This is a genomic window from Pseudomonas sp. JV449, assembly GCF_032424295.1.
Lineage (GTDB): Bacteria > Pseudomonadota > Gammaproteobacteria > Pseudomonadales > Pseudomonadaceae > Aquipseudomonas > Aquipseudomonas marginalis.
In genome coordinates this window covers 14,657-34,712 of sequence record NZ_VYKD01000032.1, presented here as the reverse complement: position 1 = coordinate 34,712, position 20,056 = coordinate 14,657, and the positions used below count along the sequence as shown (strand labels likewise).

18 protein-coding genes are annotated in these 20,056 nt (G+C 60.0%); 11 read left to right on the top strand and 7 right to left on the bottom strand.

Annotated elements, in window-relative coordinates; genetic code table 11:
* The first annotated feature begins 73 nt into the window (after positions 1-73).
* Both F6S08_RS27850 and F6S08_RS27845 read left to right on the top strand, forming a co-directional pair.
* Positions 74-502: a DUF4160 domain-containing protein gene (locus F6S08_RS27850; protein ID WP_065924161.1), complete on the top strand. Its 429-nt coding sequence runs from the start codon at positions 74-76 to the stop codon at positions 500-502.
* Positions 499-966 carry a DUF2442 domain-containing protein gene (locus F6S08_RS27845; RefSeq protein WP_065924162.1) on the top strand — a complete coding sequence of 156 codons (468 nt, stop codon included), beginning with the start codon at positions 499-501 and terminating at the stop codon, positions 964-966. Before F6S08_RS27850 ends, F6S08_RS27845 begins: the two co-directional genes overlap by 4 nt.
* Here F6S08_RS27845 and trmA read toward each other — a convergent pair.
* Together trmA and F6S08_RS27835 are read right to left on the bottom strand one after the other, a co-directional pair.
* Positions 949-2,028 carry a tRNA (uridine(54)-C5)-methyltransferase TrmA gene (gene trmA / locus F6S08_RS27840; protein WP_315872640.1) on the bottom strand — a complete coding sequence of 360 codons (1,080 nt, stop codon included), beginning with the start codon at positions 2,026-2,028 and terminating at the stop codon, positions 949-951. The two genes, F6S08_RS27845 and trmA, sit on opposite strands and share 18 nt — an antisense overlap.
* Positions 2,025-3,320 carry an NCS2 family permease gene (locus F6S08_RS27835; RefSeq protein WP_053137959.1) on the bottom strand — a complete coding sequence of 432 codons (1,296 nt, stop codon included), beginning with the start codon at positions 3,318-3,320 and terminating at the stop codon, positions 2,025-2,027. The genes trmA and F6S08_RS27835 overlap by 4 nt, the downstream gene beginning before the upstream one ends.
* Positions 3,321-3,508: 188 nt before the next feature.
* Here F6S08_RS27835 and F6S08_RS27830 point away from each other — a divergent pair, with 188 nt between their 5' ends.
* The 4 genes from F6S08_RS27830 (at position 3,509) to F6S08_RS27815 (ending at position 7,742) form a co-directional block, all read left to right on the top strand.
* Complete coding sequence (locus F6S08_RS27830) at positions 3,509-3,955, top strand: DUF4879 domain-containing protein (protein ID WP_065924176.1); 447 nt, start codon at positions 3,509-3,511, stop codon at positions 3,953-3,955.
* Between the two features lie 96 nt (positions 3,956-4,051).
* Positions 4,052-4,576, top strand: coding sequence for a (2Fe-2S)-binding protein (locus tag F6S08_RS27825; protein ID WP_092488498.1), 525 nt, complete (start codon positions 4,052-4,054; stop codon positions 4,574-4,576).
* Positions 4,573-5,562 (top strand): xanthine dehydrogenase family protein subunit M, encoded by a 990-nt coding sequence (locus F6S08_RS27820; RefSeq protein WP_315872639.1) that lies wholly within the window; start codon positions 4,573-4,575, stop codon positions 5,560-5,562. The genes F6S08_RS27825 and F6S08_RS27820 overlap by 4 nt, the downstream gene beginning before the upstream one ends.
* Complete coding sequence (locus F6S08_RS27815) at positions 5,559-7,742, top strand: xanthine dehydrogenase family protein molybdopterin-binding subunit (RefSeq protein WP_315872638.1); 2,184 nt, start codon at positions 5,559-5,561, stop codon at positions 7,740-7,742. The genes F6S08_RS27820 and F6S08_RS27815 overlap by 4 nt, the downstream gene beginning before the upstream one ends.
* An 18-nt stretch (positions 7,743-7,760) precedes the next feature.
* Here the strand turns inward: F6S08_RS27815 and F6S08_RS27810 are convergent, their stop codons facing one another.
* Both F6S08_RS27810 and F6S08_RS27805 read right to left on the bottom strand, forming a co-directional pair.
* Complete coding sequence (locus tag F6S08_RS27810; protein WP_242001063.1) at positions 7,761-10,226, bottom strand: membrane-targeted effector domain-containing toxin; 2,466 nt, start codon at positions 10,224-10,226, stop codon at positions 7,761-7,763.
* Between the two features lie 114 nt (positions 10,227-10,340).
* Positions 10,341-11,579, bottom strand: a complete 1,239-nt coding sequence (locus F6S08_RS27805; protein WP_065924168.1) for an MFS transporter — start codon at positions 11,577-11,579, stop codon at positions 10,341-10,343.
* Between the two features lie 318 nt (positions 11,580-11,897).
* On the opposite strand from F6S08_RS27805, the gene F6S08_RS27800 reads away from it, so the two are divergent.
* Genes F6S08_RS27800 through F6S08_RS27790 form a run of 3 tightly spaced genes read left to right on the top strand, consistent with a single transcriptional unit; the run spans position 11,898 to position 14,526 of the window.
* A complete protein-coding gene (locus F6S08_RS27800; RefSeq protein WP_027605306.1) occupies positions 11,898-13,337 on the top strand; it encodes a cytochrome ubiquinol oxidase subunit I in 1,440 nt (479 codons plus the stop codon).
* Between the two features lies 1 nt (position 13,338).
* The gene (gene cydB / locus F6S08_RS27795; protein WP_027605307.1) at positions 13,339-14,346 is read left to right on the top strand and encodes a cytochrome d ubiquinol oxidase subunit II; all 1,008 of its coding nucleotides are present in this window, start codon (positions 13,339-13,341) and stop codon (positions 14,344-14,346) included.
* Positions 14,347-14,358: 12 nt separating this feature from the next.
* The gene (locus tag F6S08_RS27790; protein WP_010562540.1) at positions 14,359-14,526 is read left to right on the top strand and encodes a DUF2474 domain-containing protein; all 168 of its coding nucleotides are present in this window, start codon (positions 14,359-14,361) and stop codon (positions 14,524-14,526) included.
* An 82-nt stretch (positions 14,527-14,608) separates the two neighbouring features.
* Here the strand turns inward: F6S08_RS27790 and F6S08_RS27785 are convergent, their stop codons facing one another.
* Positions 14,609-15,733 (bottom strand): methyltransferase, encoded by a 1,125-nt coding sequence (locus F6S08_RS27785; protein ID WP_065924169.1) that lies wholly within the window; start codon positions 15,731-15,733, stop codon positions 14,609-14,611.
* Between the two features lie 161 nt (positions 15,734-15,894).
* Positions 15,895-16,605: a LuxR family transcriptional regulator gene (locus F6S08_RS27780; protein ID WP_315872637.1), complete on the bottom strand. Its 711-nt coding sequence runs from the start codon at positions 16,603-16,605 to the stop codon at positions 15,895-15,897.
* Positions 16,606-16,984: 379 nt separating this feature from the next.
* Here F6S08_RS27780 and F6S08_RS27775 point away from each other — a divergent pair, with 379 nt between their 5' ends.
* Positions 16,985-17,761 (top strand): ferredoxin--NADP reductase, encoded by a 777-nt coding sequence (locus F6S08_RS27775; RefSeq protein WP_065924171.1) that lies wholly within the window; start codon positions 16,985-16,987, stop codon positions 17,759-17,761.
* 46 nt (positions 17,762-17,807) lie between these two features.
* Here the strand turns inward: F6S08_RS27775 and mscL are convergent, their stop codons facing one another.
* Positions 17,808-18,224, bottom strand: a complete 417-nt coding sequence (mscL, locus tag F6S08_RS27770) for a large-conductance mechanosensitive channel protein MscL (RefSeq protein ID WP_053137928.1) — start codon at positions 18,222-18,224, stop codon at positions 17,808-17,810.
* 287 nt (positions 18,225-18,511) lie between these two features.
* Here mscL and katB point away from each other — a divergent pair, with 287 nt between their 5' ends.
* Positions 18,512-20,053, top strand: coding sequence for a catalase KatB (katB, locus tag F6S08_RS27765; protein ID WP_065947669.1), 1,542 nt, complete (start codon positions 18,512-18,514; stop codon positions 20,051-20,053).
* The last annotated feature ends 3 nt before the right edge of the window (positions 20,054-20,056 follow it).

Sequence of the window (20,056 nt, the reverse complement as noted above, 5' to 3'; positions counted from 1 at the left end):
ACCATGGAGCCGGTTGTCGGGTGGTAGAGGGAAATTGTTACCTGGCGGAAAATAACCTAACGGATGGGTTACGATGAAAGTAGGTGCTTACAAGGGGTATGTCATCTCGGTGTTTATCAGGGACGAGCATTGCCCGCCTCATGTACATGTCAGGGGCAAGGGGTGGGATGCGCGGTTTCGTTTCAGTTTTTTGGATGGGGACGTTGAGTTGTGGGATGTAGAGCCTGAACGGAGGCGGCCACCCACTGCGGTTCTGAAGGAAATACGCGAGGTAATCATGCAGCGACATTATCTGGCACGGGCGCGCAGGATTTGGTGGGAAAAACTGCAAACGGTTTGCCTGGAGAACCATTCCTGGAACTGGGACACCAGTGAATTGGTTCCAGGGTTAGTCATTCGACGTGGTGTCTACGTTATCGCAAGCGCCTGGCACGATGCCTTAGCGCAACGGACCATTTTGAATCTGGTAAGAGCGCCAGATTGCGTAGGGATTAATTTATGAAAATCGTAAAAGCCAAAGTCATACCTTATGTACCTCTCACTGACGCCGACGTCGACAAGGCAATCGCCCGTGGCCGCAGGCTAAAGCGCCTGTACGCCAACGCCAGCAATGTGCGTTACGAAAACGATTGCATCTCCATCGGCTTCAGCGACGGCAGCCGCGTCATGTTGCCGGTGGCCGGCCTGCCGGAGTTCGAAGGGTTTTCAGAGGAAGATTTCCAGCAGTTGGAAGTCAGTTTCGGTGGCAAGGCCATTAGCTGTGAGGCCCAGGATCTGGATGTTTCGATCACGGGCCTGATCGCCACAAGCCAGCCGCTGATGGACCTGGCTACCAGCCTGGTAGCATCACGCAACGGTCGCAAGAGCAGCGCTGCCAAATCCGCCGCCGCCCGCGCCAATGGCAAGAAGGGCGGCCGGCCACGCAAGAAGGAACCTGAGGACGCTGAATTACCGCCGGGTCAATAACACCCCGGATTCCATATGGTGCGTCCACGGGAACTGGTCAAACATCGCACACTGGGTAATGCGGTGGGTGTCATGCAGTTGCGCAATATTCGCTGCCAGCGTCTCCGGGTTGCAGGAGATGTACAGGATGTTGTCGAAGCGCCGGGTCAGTTCGCAGGTGTCCGGGTCCATGCCGGCGCGGGGCGGGTCGACGAACACGCTACCGAATTCGTAGCTTTTGAGGTCGATGCCGTGCAGGCGGCGGAATGGGCGCACTTCGTTCAGCGCTTCGGTAAGTTCTTCGGCGGAGAGGCGCACCAGGGTGACGTTACCCACCGCGTTTTCATCGAGGTTGCTCAGGGCCGCATTCACCGAGGTCTTGCTGATCTCGGTAGCCATCACTTTACGCACACGGGTGGCCAGGGGCAGGGTGAAGTTGCCGTTGCCGCAATACAGCTCCAGCAAGTCATCCGGGCGATCGCCCAAGGCTTCGTATGCCCAGTTGAGCATCTTCTGGTTCACCGTGCCGTTGGGCTGGGTGAACGCGCCTTCGGGTTGACGGTAGCTGAAGGTGCGGCCGCCGACGTCGAGTTTTTCCACCACGTAGTCGTGGCCGATCACATCGCGCTTGCCCTTGGAGCGGCCGATGATGCTCACATTCAAATCAGCCGCCAGCTTATTCGCCGCGGTGTGCCAGTGCTCGTCCAGCGGGCGGTGATAACACAGGGTGATCATCGCGTCGCCGGCCAGGGTGGTGAGGAACTCCACCTGGAACAGCTTGTGGCTCAGGGCGGCGCTGGCTTGCCAGGCGGCCTTGAGCTGCGGCATCAACTGGTTGATGCGCTGGCTGGCGATGGGGAATTCTTCGATCAGGATCGGCGTGCGCTTGTCGTCCTGGGAAAACATCGCGTAGTGGCGTTCACCGCCTTCGCGCCACAAGCGGAACTCCGCCCGCAGGCGGAAGTTCTGCAGAGGCGACTCGAAGACCTGCGGCTCGGGTGCGTCGAACGGTGCCAACAGGTCACGCAAGCGCGTGACCTTGTCTTGCAGTTGAGCGGTGTAGCGTGTGGCGTCAAAAGTCATGCGTTGAACCAGCCCAGCTTGATCACGAACAGAATCGACAGAATCACCAGTGCCGGGTTGAGCTCACGGTAGCGGCCCGAAAGCAGCTTGATGGCGGTCCAGGCGATGAAACCGAAGGCAATGCCGTTGGCGATGGAGTAAGTGAAGGGCATCGCCAGGGCGGTGATCACCACCGGCGCTGCAACGGTAATGTCATCCCAGTCGATTTCGGCCAGGCCTGAGGTCATCAATACGGCGACGAACAGCAGCGCCGGCGCGGTAGCAAAGGCCGGTACGCTGGCGGCCAGCGGCGAGAAGAACAGCGCCAGCAGGAACAGGATCGCCACCACGATGGCGGTCAAGCCGGTACGGCCACCGGCGCTTACGCCCGCAGCGGATTCGATGTAGCTGGTGGTGGTCGACGTACCCAGCAGGGAACCGGCCATGGCGGCGGTACTGTCGGCGATCAGCGCACGGCCCATTTTCGGCATGTGGCCGTCCTTGCCCATCAGCCCGGCGCGCTTGGCCACGCCGATCAGGGTGCCGGAGTTGTCGAACAGGTCGACGAACAGGAAGGCGAAGATCACGCTGACCAGGCCGATGTCCAGCGCGCCCTTGATATCCAGCTGCAGGAAAGTCGGGGCCAGGGACGGCGGCATGGACATCACGCCGCCGAACGCGGTGACGCCCAGCAGAATGGAGACGATGGTCACCGCCAGGATGCCGATCAGCACCGCGCCGCGTACGGCCAGGGCTTCCAGCGCAACGATCAGCATGAAGCCGAGGATGGCCAGGATAGGCGCCGGCTTGGTCAGGTCGCCCATGCCCACCAGGGTGTTGGGGTTGCCGACCACGATCCCGGCGTTGTGCAGGGCGATCAGTGCCAGGAACAGGCCGATACCGGCGGCAATCGCCGAACGCAGGGGCAGGGGAATGCTGTTGATGATCCACTCACGGATACGGAAGATCGACAGCAGGAAGAACAGCACCGCCGAAATGAATACCGCACCCAGCGCAACCTGCCAGGTGTGGCCCATGTGCAACACCACGGTGTAGGTAAAGAAGGCGTTGAGGCCCATGCCCGGTGCCAGCGCGATCGGGTAGTTGGCGATCAGGCCCATCACGGTCGAACCGATGGCCGCCGCCAGGCAGGTCGCGACAAATACCGCGCCCTTGTCCATGCCGGTCTCGCCGAGGATGCTCGGGTTCACGAACAGGATGTAGGCCATGGCCAGGAATGTCGTGATGCCCGCGAGGATCTCGGTGCGCACGTTGGTGTTGTGTGCCTTGAGTTGAAACAGCTTTTCCAGCATGCCTGCTCCCTGTGACGCTATGTTGCGTCGTTATTTGTTGACCTCTAAGTCAAAGCACAAACTGCGCCAAGCGCCTGTGGTTCCAGAGAGGATCGGAAAAAGCGGCGCATCATACCAGCAGCCGAGGCTGTGTGGCGCATGGCCTTGAGGCATACTGCGGCGACGTTCAACAGCAGGTCATCGACAGCATGAAAAAAGCCAACGCGTGGAGTCTAGCCCTGATCCCTTGTCTCGGCCTGTGGTTGGGCGCGGCACCGGTGTGGGGCGCGACTGCACCGCCCTTGAGCGAGGTGCGCGTGTTCAAGGTCGAATCGGCGCACTGCACGGAAACCATCCCGGAGCGCGCGCAAAGCACCCAGATGTGCACGCACCGTGGGCCCACCCAAGTGTCGGTGATGGAAGTCGGCCTGGGTAACAACCCGGTGGGTCGCTTCAATGGTGCCGAACTGAACGGGCAACGTACGCCCGTGTGCCAGGTCGGCAGCATCAGCGAAGCCTGCAGCGGGACGGGCACGCTGATGGGCTACATCTATGTATTTGACCTGAATGTCCAGGCCCAAGGCTGGTTCGAATACAGCAACTCGTCGATCAACGGCCCGCGGAATACCTTGAAGACCCTGCTCAATATCCGCTGATCAATCATCTTGAACGCTCAATACCCCGGGAAGTCGTACCCCTGAGACGGCGACTTTCCTGAACGCCGCGGATGTACACCAACCCGTGAGGTGTTTATGAGCGCGACCCCCAATGGCGCGGCGGCCCAGCCGTTCGTCGCCCACTCCATACGCTTGACCCTCAATGGTCAGGACCGCCAACTCGATGTATTGCCCTGGACCACGTTGCTGGACCTGCTGCGCGAGCAACTGGACCTGGTCGGCAGCAAAAAAGGCTGCGACCACGGCCAGTGCGGTGCGTGCACAGTATTGCGCGACGGCAAACGCATCAACGCCTGCCTGACCCTGGCGGTGATGTGCGACGGTGCCGAGCTGACCACCATCGAAGGCCTGGCCGACGGCGACCAACTGCACCCGATGCAGCAAGCCTTCATCAAGCACGACGCCTTCCAGTGCGGCTACTGCACGCCCGGGCAGATTTGCTCCGCCGTCGGCCTGGTCAATGAAGGCCGTGCCCACGACAGTGCACAGATCCAGGAGCTGATGAGCGGCAACCTGTGCCGCTGCGGCGCCTACAGCAATATCCGCGATGCCATCGAAGAGGCTTTGCCGGCGTGCCGCGCCCAGGGAGGTGAGCAATGAATCCCTTCCAGTACAGCAAACCGGCGGATGTCCACGCAGCCGTGCACCTGAGCAGCGCCGCGTCGCGCTTTATTGCCGGCGGCACCAACCTGCTGGACTTGATGAAAGAAAACATCAGCCGCCCCGAGCACCTGATCGATATCACCGGCCTGCCGCTCAATGAGATTGAACAAACCGCCGAGGGTGGCCTGCGCATCGGCGCGCTGGTGAGCAATGCCGAACTGGCCTGGCACCCGCTGATCGAACAGCGTTACCCGTTGCTGTCCCAGGCGATCCTTGCCGGTGCTTCGCCGCAACTGCGCAATATGGCCAGTACCGGCGGCAACCTGTTGCAGCGCACCCGTTGCTACTACTTCTATGACGCCAGCGTGCCCTGCAACAAGCGTGAGCCCGGCAGCGGCTGCCCGGCGCGCACTGGGTTGAACCGTATCCATGCGATCCTTGGCGCCAGCGAACAGTGCGTGGCCACTCACCCTTCGGACATGTGCGTGGCCCTGGCGGCGCTGGAGGCGCGGGTGCATGTCGAAGGCCGAGGCGGCGCGCGGATTATCGAGTTTGCCGACTTCCACCGCCTGCCCGGTGATGCGCCGCAACGCGACAACCAACTGGCCGACGATGAGCTGATCACCGCCATCGAATTGCCCGCCGACCACCTGGCCCGTCACAGCCATTACCTGAAAATCCGCGACCGCGCGTCTTACGCGTTTGCCTTGGTTTCGGTGGCCGCCGCTCTCGAGTTGGACGGCGATCGAATCGTCGACGCGCGCCTGGCCCTCGGCGGCGTGGCCCATAAACCCTGGCGTGACCGTGCGGTGGAAGCCTCGTTGATCGGCCAAGTGGTCAGCCGCGAAACCTTCAGCAATGCCGCCGACGCGATGCTGCAAGATGCCGAGCCGCTGGAACACAACGGCTTCAAGATCAAGCTGGCGCGCCGCGCAATCATCCGTGCCCTGAGCGACGCCGCCGTCGCAGGAGATCGCCCATGACCGCTATTGGCAAACCCCTGGACCGTGTCGACGGTCTGCTCAAGGTCACCGGCCAGGCGCGTTATGCCGGTGAGTTTCCCGAGGACGGCCTGCTCCACGGCAGTGTGGTGTCCAGCACCATCGCCAAGGGCCGTGTGCTGGCGATCGATGCGTCCAGGGCACTGGCCCTGCCGGGCGTGGTGGCGGTTATCCATCACCTCAACCGGCCGGCAATCGCCCGTTACGACGATGCCTTCCAGGATGACGATGCGGCGGACGGCTCACCGTTTCGCCCGCTGTATAACGACCGTGTGCTGTACAGCGGCCAGCCCCTGGCCCTGGTGATCGCCGACAACCTTGAACTGGCGCGACATGCCGGCTCGCTGGTAGCGATCGACTACGCACGGGAAGACTTCGAGACCGACCTGCTCGCCCAGCAGGAACAGGCCCATGCTTCACCGCAGGCGCCGCCCAAGCCGCGTGGCAATTTCCAGGCCGAGTGGGCCGCTGCCGCCGTCAGCCTCGACCTGCACTACAGCACCCCCATCGAACACCACAACCCCATGGAACCCCACGCCAGCACCGTGCTGTATCAGCCGGACGGCACCTTGCATATTCATGACAAGACCCAGGGCCCGCAGAACTGCCAGGCCTATGTGCAAGACGTGTTCGGCCTGGATAAAAGCCAGGTGCGGATCTTCGCCGCATTCGTCGGCGGCGCGTTCGGCTCGGGTTTGCGCCCGCAGTATCAATTGCCGCTGGCGGTGATGGCGTCCCTGGCGCTCAAGCGCTCGGTGCGCGTCACCCTGACCCGCCAGCAGATGTTCACCTTCGGCTACCGCCCGCGCACCTTGCAGCGTTTGCAGATGGGCGCCGCCGCCAATGGTCGCCTGCTGGCATTGGGGCATACGGCGATTGGCCAGACCTCGCGCTTCGAAGACTTCAGCGAGCACGTGGTGGAGTGGAGCGGCATGCTCTATCACTGCGACAACGTGCAACTGACCTACAAACTGGTGCCGCTGGATGTATTCACGCCCCTGGACATGCGCGCGCCCGGCGCTGCCTTGGGCGTGATCGGCCTGGAGTGCGCCATGGACGAATTGGCCAGCGCCTTGGGCATGGACCCGGTGCAACTGCGGCTGGTCAACTACGCCGAGCGCAACCAGAACGAAGACAAACCCTGGTCGAGCAAGGCCCTGCGCGAGTGTTACAGCGACGGTGCCGAGCGCTTCGGCTGGAGCCAGCGCAACCCGGAACCGCGCAGCATGCGCGACGGCTGCCAGTTGATCGGCTGGGGCATGGCCGGTGGCGTGTGGGAGGCCATGCAGATGAAGGCCAGCGCCAAGGCGCGCATCGACGCCGAGGGCAAGCTGACCGTCAGCAGCGCCACCACGGACATCGGCACCGGCACCTACACGGTGATGACCCAGATCGCGGCGCAGGCCAGTGGCGTGGCGGTTGAGGACGTGGTGTTCCTGCTCGGCGACTCTTCATTGCCCACCGCGCCGCTGCAAGGCGGCTCGTTCACCGTGTCGTCCGTCGGCACCGCCGTGCAGCAAGCCTGCGAAGCGTTGAGCGCGAGGCTGCTGACCATTGCCCGGCAGACTTACCCGGTGTTCAAGGATGCCGAGTCCGTGCGTTTTGAAGACGGCCAACTGCACACCGGCGACGTGAGCGTGTCGTTGGCACAGCTGGTCAAGGACAGCGGTGAAGAGAGCGTGGAAGTCCAGGTCGACAGCGAGCCGGACAAGAAACGCGAGGGCTACGCCACCGCGACCCATTCGGCGGTGTTCGTCGAAGTGCGGGTGGATGAAGACTTGGGCACGATCAAGGTCAGCCGCGTGGTCAGCGTCATTGCGGCCGGGCGGGTGGTCAACCCGAAGATGGCCCGCAGCCAGATCCTCGGCGGGGTGGTGTGGGGCATCGGCATGGCCCTGCATGAAGAGACCCAGATCGACCATCAGTTGGGTCGCTACATGAACCACAGCCTGGCCGAGTACCACATCCCGGTAAATGCCGATATCGGCGAGATTGACGTAGTGTTTGTCGAGGAACATGACGAGATCGTCAACGCCCTTGGGTCCAAGGGCGTGGGAGAGATCGGCATTGTCGGGGTGGCGGCGGCGGTGGCGAATGCGGTCTACCATGCCACCGGCAAGCGGGTGCGAGAGTTTCCGATCACCCTGGATAAGGTGCTCTAGAGCACCTTATCCAACGGTTTACAGGTCAATGTAGAGTTCTGTCTTGTCTCTGGATTGAATAAGCGAGGGGCCCTTGCCGGGGATTGCATCGTCGACACTAACCCCGGTGGCGCCTGTCAACTGAGATATGCCTCGAATCGCAGGTTCGCCGTCATAGGTGAACACATGGTCGCTGCCGACTCTTGCAACCCATTTGGACTGCGGGTTCGCGGCTTGGTCGTGCTCGATCAGTTTGGTTGCGTAGTAGTTCATGTTTTTGAGACGTGTGGACTTCGGTTCTACTGAAGGCACATCAATCGCTTTGACTCGAACACCATGCGCTCGCATGGTCAACAGAAGCTCTCGATTGGTGTATGCCCCGTGTGTACTGTGGGCGCGGTCAATCAATCGCAAATTCGATCTTAGCGCGGGTGAAAATTCACCGGTTTCGAAAAACCTGTCCAGATCGGGCTGCAACGAATGCTCGAACCCTTCCGAGTACAGTGTGGAGACATTGTTTCTCTCAAACTCGGCTGCATTATCGATCAGCAGTCGCAGACCGGCAGATTGGGAATGGTCTTCGCCAATAATCATGCCGAGGGATTTCTGGTAGACGGTATTGATGACCTCTGACATTGACGCATTGCCCGGGATATCCGAGTGAGCGGGGCGCTCCTTGGTCTTGGCCTTTTTATGGAAGGTGTCAGCGTCCTGCTTCATTCGCTTGTCGATTTTCTCGTTTGTCCGCGACGTTGATGCTTCTCCCTGTGCAGGGTAGTCGTACGCGGCGGGGTCAAAACTTTGCTCCGCCGAACCTCTTGACCACCATGGCCACCTTATTCCTCCCGGTCCGTTGATCGGCTCCCAGGCGCCGTCCTGGGTGGAGTGCACCGTCATCACAGGCTTTCTCGTCTCGGGATCAATAATGCGGGCATACCCGTCACTGAGTTTGAACCTACCGTCGATCTCATAGATACGGCTGATGTCTTCAGCATCGGTCAAACGGATAAACCACCTGTCTGCACCATCACTTCCTTTTACTTGATACATGCCTTTGGCGTTGGCATGAGCCCCCGAGATCAGTTGTTCTCCCTCCACGACGGCGTGGTTGCTGATATCGAGCCACTGTGACGGGCGCAGACGATTGACTTCGTCGGCAGTGGGCCCCGGATCGGGTACGGCGCTGACGGGTTCTTTTATTGGCTGGGTCGCAGGCGTTGCTGACGTGGGGCTGTTCGACTTGAGTGACGGTTTAGACTCGGGCAGGTTTTTCCTCGCGGGGCTGTTCGGTTTCAACGCAAGCCCATCTGCCAGGTCCCTTGTCTCCTGAACAGACAGCGCCTCATTTCGAAGCGCTTTGGCCAGCAGCGAAGACAGCATTCTGGCTTGGCCATAGGCAGGGATGAATCCCTGTGCGAAATCACCGACGTTTTTGAGCTCTGCGTCCAGCGTCGACTTGTCGAGACCGAATACCTTGCCAAGCTGATTGTTTGTATTCAAGTCAACCAACAGAGCACTGAATGGGTTGTCCAGGTAGCGCTCTACGGTGTCTGCGGTGGTTTTATTCACACCGAATACTTGCAAGGCATCCGCGATACCTGCAGAGGGGTGCTCAAGGTGTTTGAGAAACTCCTCGTAGAATCCCCGGAGATCGTTTGCTCCGACATTTTCAGCCGCTTCGTTCTGGACTTTGTACTTGAACTCGCCGAATGTGATTGGCACCAGTGGCTTGTGACTGTTCAAGCCATCTTTCACAAAATAGAAGTTGTGCTGTTTGTCTTGGCCCAGAAGGTTTCCGTAGGCGTCATAGGTAAACAAGACTGTTTCTCCGTCGGGTCGCTGCCCGGAATAAAGCAGTCGTCCGCTCGGTGAAGAGCTTTCCTCTTTAATATTCGTCAAGCCATTGACCGCAGTGGGCGGCGCAGTGGGGCCTTTATCCAGACGCCCGAAGATATTGTCGCCTTCATTGGCATAGGGGCCGACGATGGCGTTGATATCATTGTTTCTGAACCGAATCAGTGTATCGATAACCCGTGTTTTTTTTTCGGATGACTCACCGCCCGCAAAATGCTGGCTGAAGGACTCCAGTCGCTTGGGCTCGTTGGCCTGGGTTTTCACCCATGCGTTCATTTCTTCGGTGGTTGTGAATGAGTGAAGTGAACGACCTTCCTTTTCTGGAACAAATAGCACGATATTCGGCTCGTCAGGCACAGCCGGAACACGCTGAATAAATATGATGTCCCTGGCTTGGATGCCATCCACGGCAAAGGTCTTGACTTGCACTTGAGGGCTGTTTTTTTTACCCGGCCACATCACGGCATCGGCTATTTGGCTGACCTCTGGACTCATGTATCCGCTGTTCAGATCCTTTGCGACGCTTGTCGTGAACCGATCCTTGGCGTTCATCAGGATGTAGTTGTCGTTGGGTGTGTTCCAGGAGGCAGTCGGGAATAGGTGGGGGGTCGTCATCCCGATGGGGACGCTGGCATTATTCACGTTGTTCATCAACTGAGGGCCCGTCGAAAGGTATTTGGTTAGCACCGGATTATTCCAGTAATGTTGTAACCCTTACGTGACCCCAACTTAAGAACGCGTTCCATCTTCGGCCTGCATCCGTGCCTAAGTGCTTTTCTCTTCCACCGGCACATGCATACGATCCCGATTCGCCAGGGTCGGGAACAGTTTGATCCACACCCCGGTCACCACCAGCGTACCGATCCCGCCCATGACCACGGCGGGCACGGTGCCGAACCAATGGGCGGTAATCCCCGATTCGAACTCGCCCAATTGGTTGGACGCGCCGATAAACAGACCATTGACCGCACTGACCCGCCCGCGCATTTCATCCGGCGTCTCCAACTGCACGAAGGACGCACGGATCACCATGCTGATCATGTCCGCCGCGCCCAGCACCACCAGCACCGCCAGGGAAAACCAGAACGAGGTGGACAGGCCGAAGGCGATGGTTGCCACGCCGAATACGCCGACGGCGGTGAACATCACCCGGCCCACCTGCCGATCTACCGAAAAGCGCGCCAGCCACAACGACATCAACAACGCGCCCACCGCCGGCGCCGAGCGCAACAGGCCCAGGCCCCAGGCGCCGGTCAGCAGGATGTCCTTGGCGAACACCGGCAGCAACGCGGTGGCGCCGCCCAGCAGCACGGCGAACAGGTCGAGGGAAATCGCCCCGAGGATGTCCGGGCGACTGCGGATAAAGCGGATGCCGGCCAGCAGTGAATCGAGGGTGGCCTTGCCTTTGTTGAGCGGGGTCTGGCGGGCGGGCAGGTTGAGGGTCAGCACACAGGCAATGAGGTACAGCGCCACCGTGGGCCCATACACCCAGACGCTGCCGAAGGCGTATAGCAAACCACCGAGGGCCGGGGCGACAATGGTTGCCAGTTGCTGGGCCGACTGCGACGAGGCCACCGCACGCGGGAACAGCGCACTGGGCACGATGCTCGGCAGCAGGGCCTGGGTGGTGGGCATTTCAAACGAGCGCGCGGCGCCGAGCAGGAAGGCGAGGATAAAGATCATCTCGCGGGTCACGTTGCCGGTGAGGCCGCCGATGGCCAGGGAAAGGGCAATCAGCGCCTGCACGGTCTGGCAGATGGCCGCGACTTTGCGTCGCTCATAGCGGTCGGCCACATGCCCGGTGTGCAGCATGAACAGCACGCGCGGCACGAACTCCACCAGACCGACCAGCCCCAGGTCGAGCACGTTGCCGGTGAGTTGGTAGAGGTTCCAACCAATGGCCACGGTAAGCATCTGGAAGCCGCTGGCGGTGAAGATCCGTGCCAGCCAGAACGCAATGAAAGGGCGGTGGTGACGTAACAGCAACGTGGGTTCACTGGGCATCGGAAATTCAGGTCAAGGCCGGAGGGAAGGGGCAGATTAGCATCAAGCTGTAACAATTAGTTGCGAGAAGAAGGCTGAGGCAAGCTGTCACGCGGCAAAAGACCACACAGGCCAGCCGTGAAAATGGGACTACTCTTTTCACTGTGATTGACCCAGATCAAAGTCATTTCAGAATTTGTTCTGGTGGCCGCAAGGCCCGATTCCCTGCGTGGCTGGTTAAAAAAAGAAACGAATTGAAATTCGCCAGACTCCATATCCGTGGGGGCAGTGGGTGCAGGCTCCCGCCAGCAGCCGGTATTACCTGACAGAGGAAGACTTATGTTCGGTTTGGAGGCGCTAGATCTCGCCCGAATTCAGTTCGCGTTCACCATCTCATTCCACATCCTGTTCCCGGCGATCACCATCGGCCTGGCCAGTTACCTCGCGGTGCTGGAAGGCTTGTGGCTCAAGACCCACAACGATACCTACCGTGACCTCTACCATTTCTGGTCGAAGATCTTTGCCGTCAACTTCGGCATGGGCGTGGTCTCCGGTTTGGTCATGGCCTACCAGTTCGGCACCAACTGGAGCCGCTTCTCGGACTTCGCCGGCGCCGTGACCGGGCCGCTCCTGACGTACGAAGTGCTTACGGCCTTCTTCCTGGAAGCCGGTTTCCTCGGCGTGATGCTGTTCGGCTGGAACAAGGTGGGGCGCAAGCTGCACTTCTTCTCCACCGTGATGGTGGCCGTCGGTACGTTGATCTCGACCTTCTGGATCCTGGCGTCTAACAGCTGGATGCAGACGCCGCAAGGCTTTGAAATCATCGACGGCCGCGTGATTCCTACCGATTGGCTGGCGGTGATCTTCAACCCGTCGTTCCCTTACCGCCTGATGCACATGGCGACGGCGGCGTTCGTGGCCACCGCGTTCTTCGTCGGCTCCTCGGCGGCCTGGCACTTGCTGCGCGGCAAGGACAACCCGGCGATCCGCAAAATGTTGTCGATGGCGATGTGGATGGCCCTGATCGTGGCGCCTATCCAGGCGGTGATCGGCGACTTCCATGGCCTCAACACCCTCGAGCACCAGCCGGCGAAAATTGCCGCGATTGAAGGCCACTGGGAAAACAAAGGCAATGAGCCAACGCCGCTGATCCTGTTTGGTTGGCCGGACATGAAGGCCGAAAAAACCAAGTATGCGGTGGAGATTCCGTACCTGGGCAGCCTGATCCTGACCCACTCCCTGGACAAACAGGTGCCAGCGCTCAAGGAATTCCCGCCGGAAGACCGGCCGAATTCGACCATCGTATTCTGGTCGTTCCGGGTCATGGTCGGCCTGGGTTTCCTGATGATCTTCACCGGCCTGTTCAGCCTTTGGCTGCGCCGGGGCGACAAGATGTACACGTCCAGGCCGTTCCTGTACCTGGCGCTGTGGATGGGGCCGTCTGGCCTGATCGCGATTCTCGCCGGTTGGTTCACCACTGAAATCGGCCGCCAGCCGTGGGTGGTCTACGGGTTGATGCGCACGGCGGATGCTTCTTCCGGGCATAGCCTGGCGCAGATGACGATCACCCTGGTGTTGTTCGTGGTGGTGTACTTCGCGCTGTTCGGCGCCGGCCTGGGCTACATGATGCGCCTGGTGCGCAAAGGCCCGGTGACCCACGAAGGCACGGAACCGACCCACGGTGGCCCTGGCCAGAAACGCACACCGGCCCGTCCGTTGTCCGCCGCCGATGATGGCAGCGATGACGACCACGCCCACATCCAGCACAAGGGGAATTGAGATGGGTATTGATCTTCCGCTGATCTGGGCCGTGATCATCATCTTCGGCATCATGATGTACGTGGTCATGGACGGCTTCGACCTGGGCATCGGCATCCTCTTCCCGTTTATCCCGGGCAAGACCGACCGTGACGTGATGATGAACACCGTGGCCCCGGTCTGGGACGGTAACGAAACCTGGCTGGTGCTGGGCGGCGCGGCGTTGTTCGGCGCGTTCCCGCTGGCCTATTCGGTGGTGTTGTCGGCGCTGTACCTGCCGCTGATCCTGATGCTGGTGGGGCTGATCTTTCGTGGCGTGGCTTTCGAGTTCCGCTTCAAGGCCAAGGACCACAAGCGTCACCTGTGGGACAAGGCGTTTATCGGCGGTTCGCTGGCGGCCACGTTCTTCCAGGGCGTGGCGCTGGGGGCGTTTATCGACGGGATCCCGGTGGTCAATCGCCAGTTTGCCGGCGGCTCGCTGGACTGGCTCACGCCGTTCACGATGTTCTGCGGCGTGGCGCTGATCGTGGCCTATGCCTTGCTCGGTTGCACCTGGCTGATCATGAAAACCGAGGGCCCGTTGCAGGAGAAGATGCACAACCTGGCGCGGCCATTGGCCTTCGTGGTGTTGGCCGTGATCGGCATCGTGAGTCTCTGGACGCCACTGTCGCACCCGGAAATCGCCTCGCGCTGGTTCACCCTGCCGAACCTGTTCTGGTTCCTGCCGGTACCGATCCTGGTGCTGGTGACCATGTACGGGTTGATCCGCGCCGTGGCGCGGAATGCCCACTACACGCCGTTCCTGCTGACGCTGGTGCTGATCTTCCTCGGCTACAGCGGCCTGGGGATCAGCCTGTGGCCGAACATCATCCCGCCATCCGTGTCGATCTGGGATGCCGCTGCGCCGCCGCAGAGCCAAGGCTTCATGCTGGTGGGCACCTTGTTCATCATTCCGTTCATCCTGGGCTACACCTTCTGGAGCTACTACGTGTTCCGCGGCAAGGTCACCCACGAAGACGGCTATCACTAGGAGGGTCGTTGCATGTCCGGCAAACCTACGTTGCACGAGATCGAACAGGCCGAGAAACAGCCGCTGTGGCGGCGCCTCGGCTGGTTGGCGATGATCTGGACCGGCAGTGTGCTGGCCCTGTTCGTGGTGGCCAGCCTGATGCGCATGTTCATGAATGCGGCCGGCCTGACCACCCACTGACATCCCGATCCGGGCTTCGCGGCCCGCTGCCTGTTAACTTGAGGGCAAGCCCTGCTCTTCTTTTGGAAGGGCAGGGCTTTTTTTATTTGCGCGCTTTGAGAATCACGAACTTGGGCGTGGCAGCGACCTGCTCTACGCCACGGAACAAGCGCGCCAACTTGCTGTGATAACCCAGGTGACGGTTGCCGACGATATACAGGGCGCCGCCGACCACCAATGCCTCCCGCGCCTGCTGGAACATGCGCCAGGCGAGGAAGTCGCCGACCACCTGCTGCTGGTGGAACGGCGGGTTGCACAGCACAACGTCGAGGGAGTCCGGCTCCTGGCCGGCCAGGCCGTCGCCGGCGCGTACTGTCACCTCCCGATCGCCGAGGGCGGCGTGCCAGTTCTCAAGGGCCGATTGCACGGCCATATAGGACTCGTCCACCAAGGTGTACTGGGCGTCGGGGTTTTGCAGGGCGCTGGCAATCGCCAATACCCCGTTGCCGCAACCCAGGTCCGCCACGCGGGCACTGCCCAGGTTGTCGGGCAGGTGCGGCAGGAAGGCGCGGGTGCCGATGTCCAGGCCTTCACGGCAGAACACGTTGGCATGGTTGAGCAGTTCGATAGCCGGCGCGTCCAGGGTGTAGCGCGTCGGGTAGGGCGAGACCGCCGTGGGGCGGTCGGCCAGTGTCGCGATCAGCAACCGCGCCTTCTTCACCGCCAGGGAGGCGTGCATCGGCCCGATATAGCGCTCCAGCAACTCACCGGCCGCCCGGGGCAGGTGCTTGACCATCGCTGCGGCGATCACTTCGGCACCCGGCGCCAGTTGGCCTTGCAGGCGGATCAGTTGTTCTTCCAGCAATGCCAGGGTCTTGGGGACGCGGATCAGCACCCGGTCGAACGGCCCGCTGGGCACCTCGCTGGCGGGGATGAACGGCACGGCGTCAAAGGCCTTGCCATTGCGTACCAGGTTTTTATCCAGGCCCAGGGCGGCCAGGAACGAGTCGCCGCTGGAGGTCACCTGCACCCGGCCTTCCAGGCTCGCAGCCAGGGCGCCGAAGCTGTCATTGAGCACCAGCACGCGGGTCGCAGCGCTCGGTTGCTGTTCAGCCAGGTAGCTGAGCAGGTACTCGTCGGCGGCGTCGAAGGCTTGCAGCGGATCGTTATGTTGCTCTGGCTGGCGGATCAGATCGAGCTGGGCGAAGGGGCTGTCGAGCAGGGGCATGGCGAGGGAGGCTCTGGGTCATCGATGGGTGTTCGGCAGTCGGCTGCGGAACCGTCTGAGTGAACAGCGGGCGGCACCCCGTGGGGACAGCCCAGCACTCAGAATGGGTCGTAAATGTTACTTTTTTTCCTGAGGGATTACATGCGGTGTTTCAACGCTGATTAAAACAACCCCGCTTTCGAAGCGCAGAGCACGGCGGCGATCTTGTTGTTGACTCCCAGCTTTTTGAAGCAACTGCAGATATGAAAGCCCACCGTACGTTCGGACAGGCACAGGATGGCGGCAATGTCCGCGGCGGTCTTGCCCATGGCTGACCACTTGAGGATTTCGGTTTCGCGCGGGGTTAATTTGTTTGCAGGGTTAATGCTGGGCTTGTGTGCGTAAGTCTTCGCGACGACCGCATGCATCGCATGGCACAGCCACAGCACCTGGCCGGCTTTTTCATAAAGCTCCTGCGGGGTCACTTCACCTGCACTGCGACCAAGGGTCAGCATGCTGAACACACCCTGGAAATCATGCACGGCTTGGGTCCATCCCAAATGCACACCAAAAGATTGGGCTAAAGACCATAAACTTGGTGAGTCTTTAAAGGTTTTTTCCTCCCAGACAAGGGGCAGCACACAACGTTTGCAATGTTCCACCACGGGATCAGCTTCAAAGAAGTGGGCCTGGTTATACAGTTTGTTCCACTCATCGGGATAGTTGTTGAGGCGAATAGGCTTCGTTTGGTTGTTAGGTAGTTGAGAACTCATCGTAAAAGAACAGTATTGGAAGCCAAGTGCGTAGGTGTGGTTGACAGCCATCTCAAAAAGAGTCGTAACCTCGCTCTCGCCTTCCAGTTTGGGAAGTCGGGTATTGCGCCAGTTGACCATTGGTAACTCTCCATGGGTTTCCGCATGACATGGGATACGTCCTGAACTCCCACTGCACGGAAATTAGTGTAGGACATGAGCTACATCGCGAGATGAAATTTTCGCTCTTGCAGGGCAGCGTTTAAGAAATTTTCTCTAAGGTCGCGGCGGGCTTAGCTAGGGGCTTAGTTGTTTTTTTCGATTTTTTAGTCAGTTGAAGCACCTGTAGCAGCTCAACTTAGAGCGCGCTTGTAGCGCTGATAAAGGGGCTAATAGCAAATTGATCAGAGTTGATATTAGGTTGCCATTATTTTGTGCCTATATAATGCCACTACCAACCATAGGTGTTTCCGGGCTCGAGTTTGAGGGACACTAGGGCACCTGTAGAACGGAGTCCCCCATGACGGCCAGTGCTGAGAAATTTACCCGCCAGACCTTGCTCGATGTGCAATCCCTGACCCCCAGCCTGTTTACCCTGCGAACCACCCGTGACCCAGGGTTCCGGTTTACCGCCGGCCAGTTCGTGCGCCTGGGGGTCAGCAAGGCGGATGGCAGCACGGTGTGGCGCGCGTATTCCGTGGTGTCCTCGCCGTTTGATGAATACTTGGACTTCTTCTCGATTGTTGTCCCAGGCGGCGAATTCACCAGTGAGCTCAGCCGATTGCGGGTGGGCGATACCTTGATGGTGGAGCGCCAGGCTACCGGGTTCCTGACCCTGAACCGTTTCGTCGATGGCCGTGACTTGTGGATGTTAGGCACCGGCACCGGGGTGGCACCGTTTTTGTCGATCCTGCAGGACTTCGAAGTCTGGGAGAAATTCGAGCGCATCCTCCTGGTATACAGCGCGCGGGAAGCCCGGGAGCTGGCGTACCAGTCGCTGATCAAGGGGTTGGGCGAGCGGGAGTACCTGGCAGAATATGCGCACAAACTGACCTACATCCCCATCGTGACCCGAGAGGATTATCCGGGGGCGTTGAGTGGGCGTATTACCACCTCGATCGAAAACGGAGAATTGGAGCGTGCTGCCGGCGTCGAGCTGACCCCGGAACATTCCCGCGTGCTGATTTGCGGCAACCCGCAGATGGTGGATGACACTCGCCAGTTGCTCAAGCAGCGCGACATGCAACTGAGCCTTAGCCGCCGGCCAGGGCAGGTGGCAGTGGAAAACTACTGGTAATGAAAAGGCGCCTCAAGGAGGCGCCTTTTTTCCAAGCCGGTCCGGGTTAAAGCGGCTTGTCGTTCTGCGCCTTGAGCAGGTCGCGAATCTCGCCCAGCAGCACTTCTTCCTTGCTCGGTGTCGGTGGCAGGCTAGGCGCTACGGCTTCTTCGCGCTTGAGGCGGTTGATGGCCTTGACGCCCATGAAGATCGCGAACGCGACGATCACAAAGTCGATCACGCTCTGGATGAACTTGCCGTACGCCAGCACCACGGCAGGCACATCGCCCTGTGCCGCCTTGAGCGTAATCGCCAGGTCACCAAAGTCCACGCCACCGATCAATAGACCAATGGGCGGCATCACCACATCGCCTACAAACGAGGAAACAATTTTGCCGAAGGCGGCGCCGATGATGATACCGACGGCCATGTCGACCACATTACCTTTGACCGCGAAGGCCTTGAACTCACTGATCACGCCCATAGGTTATTCCTTGTTACAGATGAGAAGGGTGCCGCTCAGTGTAAGTCAGTCGTAACCGGCTTGCCTGATACAGCTGCTAACACTGTCAGTTTTTATCGACACATTAAATCGCAAATAGTTTGCAAAGTGCCACCAATCGCGCGCGAAATACCCGCTATTTCAGCGGCTTACCACATTATTTTCTCAATCGACCTGGTGGTGTTTTTCTATTTATCTTCTGACTCGCGGGTCACTAGCCTCTGGCAAGCACAACTGAATGTGCATTAAAAAAACCAGAGGAAACCTTGATGAAGAATCCAATCAATCGCGGCCCGGTATTGGCGCGTCATGTGCTGGTACTGGCGACCGCCAGCCTGCTTTCCCTCTCTGTACAAGCCGCCAACCTGACCCGTGACAACGGTGCCGCCGTCGGCGACAACCAGAACTCGCAAACCGCCGGCGCCAATGGCCCGGTGCTGCTTCAGGACGTGCAACTGATCCAGAAACTGCAGCGCTTCGACCGTGAGCGCATCCCCGAGCGCGTGGTGCATGCCCGTGGCACCGGCGCCCATGGCACCTTCACCGTCACCGATAACCTCAGTGACCTGACCAAGGCCAAGGTCTTCGCTGCTGGCGAAACCACCCCGGTGTTCGTGCGCTTCTCCGCCGTGGTGCACGGCAATCATTCCCCGGAAACCCTGCGTGACCCGCGCGGCTTCGCCACCAAGTTCTATACCGCCGATGGCAACTGGGACTTGGTGGGTAATAACTTCCCGACGTTCTTTATCCGCGATGCCATCAAGTTCCCCGACATGGTCCACGCCTTCAAGCCGGACCCGCGCACTAACCTGGATGATGACTCCCGTCGCTTCGACTTCTTCTCCCATGTTCCCGAGGCCACTCGCACACTTACCGAGTTGTATTCCGACTCCGGTACTCCGGCCAGTTATCGGGAAATGGACGGCAATGGCGTACATGCCTACAAGTTGATCAACGCCAAGGGTGAAGTGCACTACGTCAAGTTCCACTGGAAGAGCCTGCAAGGCATCAAGAACCTCGATCCCAAGCAAGTTAGCGAAGTGCAGGGGCGTGACTACAGCCATATGACCAACGACTTGGTCACCCATATCAACAAGGGCGACTTCCCCAAGTGGGACTTGTATGTGCAGGTACTCAAGCCGGAAGACTTGGCCAAGTTTGATTTCGACCCGCTGGACGCCACCAAGATCTGGCCGAATGTGCCCGAGCGCAAAGTCGGGCAGATGGTGCTGAACCGCAACCCGGCAAATGTCTTCCAGGAAACCGAACAAGTGGCCATGGCCCCGGCCAACCTGGTACCGGGCATCGAGCCGTCAGAGGACCGCCTGCTGCAAGGCCGGGTGTTCTCGTATGCCGACACGCAGATGTATCGCCTGGGCGCCAATGCCCTGCAATTGCCGATCAACGCCCCACGGGTGACCGTCAACAACGGGAACCAGGACGGCGCGCTGAACTTCGGCAAGACCACCAGCGGCGTGAACTACCAGCCAAGCCGCTTGGAAAACCGTGAAGAGCCGCAAACCGCGCGCTACAGCCAGACGGCACTGTCGGGCAGCACCCAGCAGGCGAAGATCCAGCGTGAGCAGAACTTCAAGCAGGCCGGCGATCTGTATCGCTCCTACAACAAGAAAGAGCGTCAGGACTTGATCGACAACTTCGGCGGCTCCCTGGCCACGACCGATGACGAGAGCAAGCACATCATCCTGTCGTTCCTCTACAAGGCTGATCCGGAGTACGGCACCGGCGTGGCCAAGGTCGCCAAGGGTGATCTGGCGCGCGTGAAGGCGCTGGCCGAAAAACTCACTGACTGATGT